Below are 6,152 nucleotides of genomic sequence, written 5' to 3'. Positions count from 1 at the left end.
CGCCCGCCCAGCGCAGCGCCTAGCAGCCGAGCAACCGCCCCGCCAGGTACCCCTCGATCTGGTCCAGGGACACCCGCTCCTGCTTCATCGAGTCGCGCTCACGCACCGTCACCGCGTTGTCGTCGAGCGTGTCGAAGTCGACCGTGACGCAGTACGGCGTGCCGATCTCGTCCTGGCGGCGGTAGCGGCGGCCGATGGCGCCGGCGTCGTCGAACTCGATGTTCCAGTGCCGGCGCAGGGTCTGGGCGAGGCCCTTGGCCTTCGGCGACAGCTCCGGGTTCCGGGACAGCGGGAGCACCGCGACCTTCACCGGGGCCAGGCGGTGGTCCAGGCGCAGCACGGTGCGCTTCTCCATCTTGCCCTTGGCGTTGGGCGCCTCGTCCTCGACGTAGGCGTCCAGCAGGAACGCCAGCATCGCGCGGCCGACACCGGCCGCGGGCTCGATGACGAACGGCGTCCAGCGCTCGCCGGCCTCCTGGTCGAAGTAGGACAGGTCCTGGCCGGAGGCCTTGGCGTGGGAGGAGAGGTCGTAGTCGGTGCGGTTGGCGACACCCTCGAGCTCGCCCCACTCGCTGCCGCCGAAGTTGAAGCGGTACTCGATGTCGGCGGTGCGCTTGGAGTAGTGGGAGAGCTTCTCCTTCGGGTGCTCGTACCAGCGCATGTTCTCCTCACGGAGACCCAGGCCGGTGTACCAGTTCCAGCGCTGCTCCATCCAGTACTCGTGCCACTTCTCGTCCTCGCCCGGCTTGACGAAGAACTCCATCTCCATCTGCTCGAACTCGCGGGTGCGGAAGATGAAGTTGCCCGGCGTGATCTCGTTGCGGAACGACTTGCCCATCTGGGCGATGCCGAACGGCGGCTTGCGCCGCGAGGTGGTCTGCACCTGGGCGAAGTTGGTGAAGATGCCCTGGGCGGTCTCGGGGCGCAGGTAGGCGACGGAGCCGGTGTCCTGGGTCGGGCCGAGGTGCGTGGAGAGCAGACCCGAGAACTGCTTGGGCTCGGTGAACTGGCCCTTGTTGCCGCAGTTGGGACAGTTGACGTCCGCCAGGCCGTTCTCCGGCATACGGCCGTGCTTGGCCTCGTACGCCTCCTCCAGGTGGTCCGCGCGGAACCGCTTGTGACAGGCGGTGCACTCGGTCAGCGGGTCCGTGAAGGTGGCGACGTGACCGGAGGCGACCCAGACCTCCGGGGCCAGGATCACGGACGAGTCGATACCGACCACGTCCTCGCGCGACGTCACCATGTAGCGCCACCACTGACGCTTGAGGTTCTCCTTGAGCTCGACACCCAGCGGCCCGTAGTCCCAGGCGGCGCGCTGACCGCCGTAGATCTCACTGCAGGGGAATACGAAGCCACGGCGCTTGCTCAGGCTGACGATGGTGTCGATCTTGTCGGCGGCCACGGTGCTCTCTTCATTACGACGACGGGCGACGAAGCGAGACGCTTCAGAGCGAATGCTTCAGGGTACCGGCGGGGGCTCCCCCTCAATCAAATCGGTGCCCGGTAAGGAGCCTGTTCGGGTCCCTCACGGCCGCTCGGGAGGGCTTGTTGACAACGGTTTCCATGTTAGTTGAAAATGACTGTCATGAACGTACGACGACGCCTCATATCGGGGACCGCGGTCGCGGCGGCCACCGCCCTCGGTCTCGGAGCCCTCTCCGCCTGTTCCTCCTCCAGCGCCGCGGCGGGCGGCACGGAAAAGTTCGACGTCGTCGCGTCGTTCTATCCGATGGCCTTCCTCGCCGAGCGGATCGGCGGAAGCCACGTCCACGTCACCAGTCTCACCCAGCCCGGCCAGGAGCCGCACGACCTGGAGATCAGCGCCCGGCAGACCGCGCAGCTCCAGAAGTCCGACGCGGTGCTCTACCTCAAGGGCCTGCAGCCCTCCGTGGACGACGCCGTCGCCCAGTCCGAGATCGGGACGAAGATCGACGCGGCCTCCCTCACCACGCTGGAGGAGCACGGCACCGAGGTCGGCGGCCACGCCGCCGCGCACGACACCCACGAGGGCGAGGAGTCCGGCGGCAAGGACCCGCACGTCTGGCTCGACCCGGTGCGCTACGCCCAGATCGCCGAGGGCGTCGGCAAGGCGTTCGAGAAGGGCGACCCCGACCACGCGGCGGACTACCGGAAGAACACCGCGGCCCTGGTCGAACAGCTCGACGAGCTGAACACCCGGTTCAAGGACGGCCTCGCGCACACGAGGACCAAGGTCTTCATCACCACCCACGCCGCCTTCGGCTACCTCGCCGAGCGCTACGGCCTGACCGAGGAGGCCATCAGCGGCCTCGACCCGGAGTCCGAGCCCAGCGCCGCCCGGGTCAAGGACCTGGAGAGGATGGCGAAGGCCGACGGCGTCAGCACCGTCTTCTACGAGACGCTGGTCAGCGGCAAGACCGCCCGGACGATCGCCGGGGACGCGGGCCTGCGCACCGACGTCCTCGACCCGCTCGAGGGCATCACGAAGAAGTCCCGGGGCACCGACTACATCTCGGTCCAGGAGGCCAACCTCAAGGCCCTCCAGCAGGCCCTGGGCGCCAAGTGACCGGCCCGGAGGACGACGTCATGGGCGAGCCCGTCATCAGCATGCGCCAGGTGACCGCCGAACTCGGTTCGCGCCCCGTGCTGCGCGGCATCGACCTCACCGTGCACCGCGGCGAGGTCGTCGCCCTGCTCGGCGCGAACGGCTCCGGCAAGTCCACGGCCGTGCGCAGCGTCATCGGCCAGGTACCGGTCAGCGGCGGCACGATCGAGCTGTTCGGCACCCCGCGCCGCTCCTTCCGCGACTGGGCGCGCGTCGGCTACGTACCGCAGCGCACCACGGCCGCGGGCGGGGTCCCCGCGACGGTCACCGAGATCGTCTCCGCGGGCCGGCTCTCCCGCACCCGCTTCGGCGTCTTCCGCCGGGCCGACCACGCGGCCGTACGCCGCGCCCTGGACCTGGTCGGCATGGCGGACCGCGCGAAGGACTCGGTGAACGCGCTCTCCGGCGGCCAACACCAGCGGGTGCTGATCGCCCGCGCGCTCGCCGCCGAACCCGAGCTGCTGATCATGGACGAGCCGATGGCGGGCGTGGACCTGGCCAGCCAGGAGGTGCTGGCCGCGACGCTCCGGGAGCAGGTCGCCCAGGGCGCGACGGTCCTGCTGGTGCTGCACGAACTCGGCCCGCTGGAGCCGCTGATCGACCGGGCGGTGGTCCTCCGCGACGGCTGCGTGCTGCACGACGGCCCGCCGCCGAAGGCGGTCGGCCAGCACGCCCTGCCCGGCCACGACCACGTACATCCGCACGACGCCACGGGCGCCGATCCGATCCGCACGGGACTGCTGAGCTGATGGACCTCCTGAACTACGCCTTCATGCAGCGCGCGCTGCTGGCCGCCGTCCTGGTCGGTATCACCGCGCCCGCCGTCGGCATCTACCTCGTCCAGCGCCGCCAGGCCCTGATGGGCGACGGCATCGGCCATGTGGCGATGACGGGCGTCGGCCTCGGCTTCCTGCTGAGCACGTCCCCGGTGTGGATGGCGACGCTGGTGTCCGTGCTGGGCGCCGTCCTGATGGAGCTGATCCGCTGGTACGGCCGCACCCGCGGCGACATCGCCCTGGCGATGCTCTTCTACGGCGGCATGGCCGGCGGCGTCATGTTCATCAACCTGGCCCCCGGCGGCTCCAACGCGAACCTCACGTCGTACCTCTTCGGCTCGCTCTCGACGGTCTCGCAGTCGGACGTCGTGGCGATCTGCCTGCTGGCCGCCTTCGTCGTGCTGGTCACCCTGGGGTTGCGCCGCCAGCTGTTCGCGGTCAGCCAGGACGAGGAGTTCGCCCGGGTGACGGGGCTGCCGGTGCGCGCCCTGAACCTGCTGACCGCGGTCACGGCGGCGGTGACGGTGACGGTCGCGATGCGCGTGGTCGGCCTGCTGCTGGTCTCGGCGCTGATGGTCGTCCCGGTCGCGGCGGCCCAGCAGCTCAGCCGCAGCTTCGCCGCGACCTTCGCGATCGCCGTCGCCATCGGGGTGAGCGTCACGATCGGCGGCACCATCACCTCGTACTACCAGGATGTGCCGCCCGGTGCGACGATCGTGCTGCTGACCATCGCGGCGTTCATCGTCCTCACCGCCCTCGCCACGCCGCTGGCCCGGCGCCGCGCCCGGGCGCTCGCCGCCTCACGGCCCGCCGGGGACCCCGCGGAGTGCGTGATTCCGGCCAGTCGGGGGGCCGGGGACGAGGTCGGCGTCTGACCCGTCACGGCGGGGGCTGGCACAATGGCCCGGGCAGACGCACATGTGAGTCGCGCCAGCAGAAGGAGGCAACCGGTGACGACCGCTGGACCGCCCGTGAAGGGCCGCGCGACCCGGCAGCGGGCAGCCGTGGCGGCGGCCCTGGACGAGGTCGACGAGTTCCGCAGCGCGCAGGAGCTCCACGACATGCTGAAGCACAAGGGCGACTCGGTCGGCCTCACCACGGTCTACCGCACCCTTCAGTCCCTCGCCGACGCCGGCGAGGTCGACGTCCTGCGCACCTCCGACGGCGAGTCCGTCTACCGCCGCTGCTCCACCGGCGAGCACCACCACCATCTCGTGTGCCGCGTCTGCGGCAAGGCCGTCGAGGTCGAGGGCCCCGCCGTGGAGAAGTGGGCGGAGTCGATCGCCGCGGAACACGGCTACGTCAACGTCGCCCACACGGTGGAGATCTTCGGCACGTGCGCGGAGTGCGCGGCGGCGCAGGGCTGACGGCGCCGGTTCAGACGCGGGGCAGGTGCTCCTCCAGGAGGGCGCGCAGCCTGGCGGCGTCCTGCGGGGAACGCAGCCCGCGCTTGGGCAGTACCTCCACGAGCAGGATGTTCGGGTCGCGGCTGAGCATCACCACGTGGTCGCGGGTCTCGCGGTAGCCACGGAAGACCGACGAGCGCTGCAGAAGCGTCACGTGCGCGGTCTCGGCGGTGATTCCGGTCCCGGTCACGGCCGTGCGGTACTCGCCCTGCCAGGAGACGGTGCGCAAGGCGTGATGGGCCTGCAAGTGCGGGGTCGACCAGATCACGGCCGCACAGAAGAGCGCTGTCACGACCGAGAGGACCGACATCTCCTCCGAGGCCGCGGCCTGCACGCCGAGGGCCGCGAAGACGACGACGAAGCCCCACCGGACCAGATGCAGACGCCGCCTGCGCTCGCGCACCGCGACACCGGCGCGGATGTCCGCGCGGGTCGGCCGGTAGACCAGTTCGACGGCGTCCTGTCTTTCGTCCCGCCCCATGTCCATGACCATGAGGCGGGATCGTACCGTCGGCGTTCAGTCCTCCTCGGTGCGGCCTTCCATGGCCTGCAGCTCCTCGTTGGGGATGGCGCCGCCGAAGCGGCGGTCGCGGGAGGCGAACTCCACGCAGGCCCGCCACAGGTGACGGCGGTCGAAGTCGGGCCACAGCACGTCCTGGAAGACCATCTCGGCGTACGCGCTCTGCCAGAGCAGGTAGTTGGAGGTGCGCTGCTCGCCGCTCGGGCGCAGGAACAGGTCCACGTCCGGCATGTCCGGGTAGTACAGGTACCTCTGGATGGTCTTCTCGTTCACCTTCGACGGGTCGAGCCGGCCGGCCCTCACGTCCTCCGCCATGGCCTTGGCGGCGTCCGCGAGCTCGGCCCGGCCGCCGTAGTTCATGCAGAAGTACAGCGTGATCCGGTCGTTGTCCTTGGTCTGCTCCTGGGCGATCTGGAGCTCCTTGGCGACCGACTTCCACAGCCTGGGCATACGGCCCACCCAGCGCACCCGGACGCCGAGTTCGTCGAGCTGGTCGCGGGACTTGCGGATGAAGTCGCGGTTGAAGTTCATCAGGAACCGCACCTCGTCGGGCGAGCGCTTCCAGTTCTCGGTGGAGAAGGCGTACAGGGAGATGCTCCCGATGCCGATCTCGATGGCGCCCTGGAGCACGTCCAGCACACGCTCGGCGCCGACCTTGTGCCCCTCGGTGCGGGGCAGCCCGCGCTGCTTGGCCCAGCGCCCGTTGCCGTCCATGACGATCGCCACATGCTCGGGAACCAGCTCGCCGGGGAGCTTCGGCGCGCGGGCGCCGGACGGATGCGGCTCCGGTTCCCTGTACTCGCGGCGCTGGCGTCCCAGGATCCCGCGTACGGCCATGTGCTTCTCGTCTCCCTTGCTGTTGCGGG

Annotated in this window: 7 protein-coding genes; 4 read left to right on the top strand and 3 right to left on the bottom strand. The window is 70.2% G+C overall.

Going from position 1 to position 6,152, the window contains the following annotated elements:
* Positions 1–19 precede the first annotated feature (19 nt).
* A complete protein-coding gene (locus BZY54_RS17250) occupies positions 20–1,402 on the bottom strand; it encodes a glycine--tRNA ligase (protein ID WP_086726085.1) in 1,383 nt (460 codons plus the stop codon).
* Positions 1,403–1,585: 183 nt separating this feature from the next.
* On the opposite strand from BZY54_RS17250, the gene BZY54_RS17245 reads away from it, so the two are divergent.
* The 4 genes from BZY54_RS17245 (at position 1,586) to BZY54_RS17230 (ending at position 4,727) form a co-directional block, all read left to right on the top strand.
* Positions 1,586–2,545: a metal ABC transporter substrate-binding protein gene (locus BZY54_RS17245; protein WP_086726084.1), complete on the top strand. Its 960-nt coding sequence runs from the start codon at positions 1,586–1,588 to the stop codon at positions 2,543–2,545.
* A 20-nt stretch (positions 2,546–2,565) separates the two neighbouring features.
* Positions 2,566–3,333 carry a metal ABC transporter ATP-binding protein gene (locus BZY54_RS17240; RefSeq protein ID WP_086726083.1) on the top strand — a complete coding sequence of 256 codons (768 nt, stop codon included), beginning with the start codon at positions 2,566–2,568 and terminating at the stop codon, positions 3,331–3,333.
* On the top strand, positions 3,333–4,235 hold the full coding sequence (locus BZY54_RS17235; RefSeq protein WP_086726082.1) for a metal ABC transporter permease: 903 nt from the start codon (positions 3,333–3,335) through the stop codon (positions 4,233–4,235). Before BZY54_RS17240 ends, BZY54_RS17235 begins: the two co-directional genes overlap by 1 nt.
* A 75-nt stretch (positions 4,236–4,310) precedes the next feature.
* Positions 4,311–4,727, top strand: coding sequence for a Fur family transcriptional regulator (locus BZY54_RS17230; RefSeq protein ID WP_086726081.1), 417 nt, complete (start codon positions 4,311–4,313; stop codon positions 4,725–4,727).
* A gap of 10 nt (positions 4,728–4,737) precedes the next feature.
* Here BZY54_RS17230 and BZY54_RS17225 read toward each other — a convergent pair whose 3' ends face one another.
* Positions 4,738–5,259 carry a hypothetical protein gene (locus tag BZY54_RS17225; RefSeq protein ID WP_086726080.1) on the bottom strand — a complete coding sequence of 174 codons (522 nt, stop codon included), beginning with the start codon at positions 5,257–5,259 and terminating at the stop codon, positions 4,738–4,740.
* Between the two features lie 24 nt (positions 5,260–5,283).
* Positions 5,284–6,123 (bottom strand): isoprenyl transferase, encoded by an 840-nt coding sequence (locus BZY54_RS17220; RefSeq protein WP_086726079.1) that lies wholly within the window; start codon positions 6,121–6,123, stop codon positions 5,284–5,286.
* Between the last annotated feature and the right edge of the window lie 29 nt (positions 6,124–6,152).

It is taken from the genome of Streptomyces carpinensis (assembly GCF_002154505.1).
In the GTDB taxonomy this organism is placed as follows: Bacteria; Actinomycetota; Actinomycetes; order Streptomycetales; family Streptomycetaceae; genus Streptomyces; species Streptomyces carpinensis.
The sequence above is the reverse complement of the archived record's forward strand: the minus strand, read 5'-3'. Positions and strand labels throughout refer to the sequence as shown.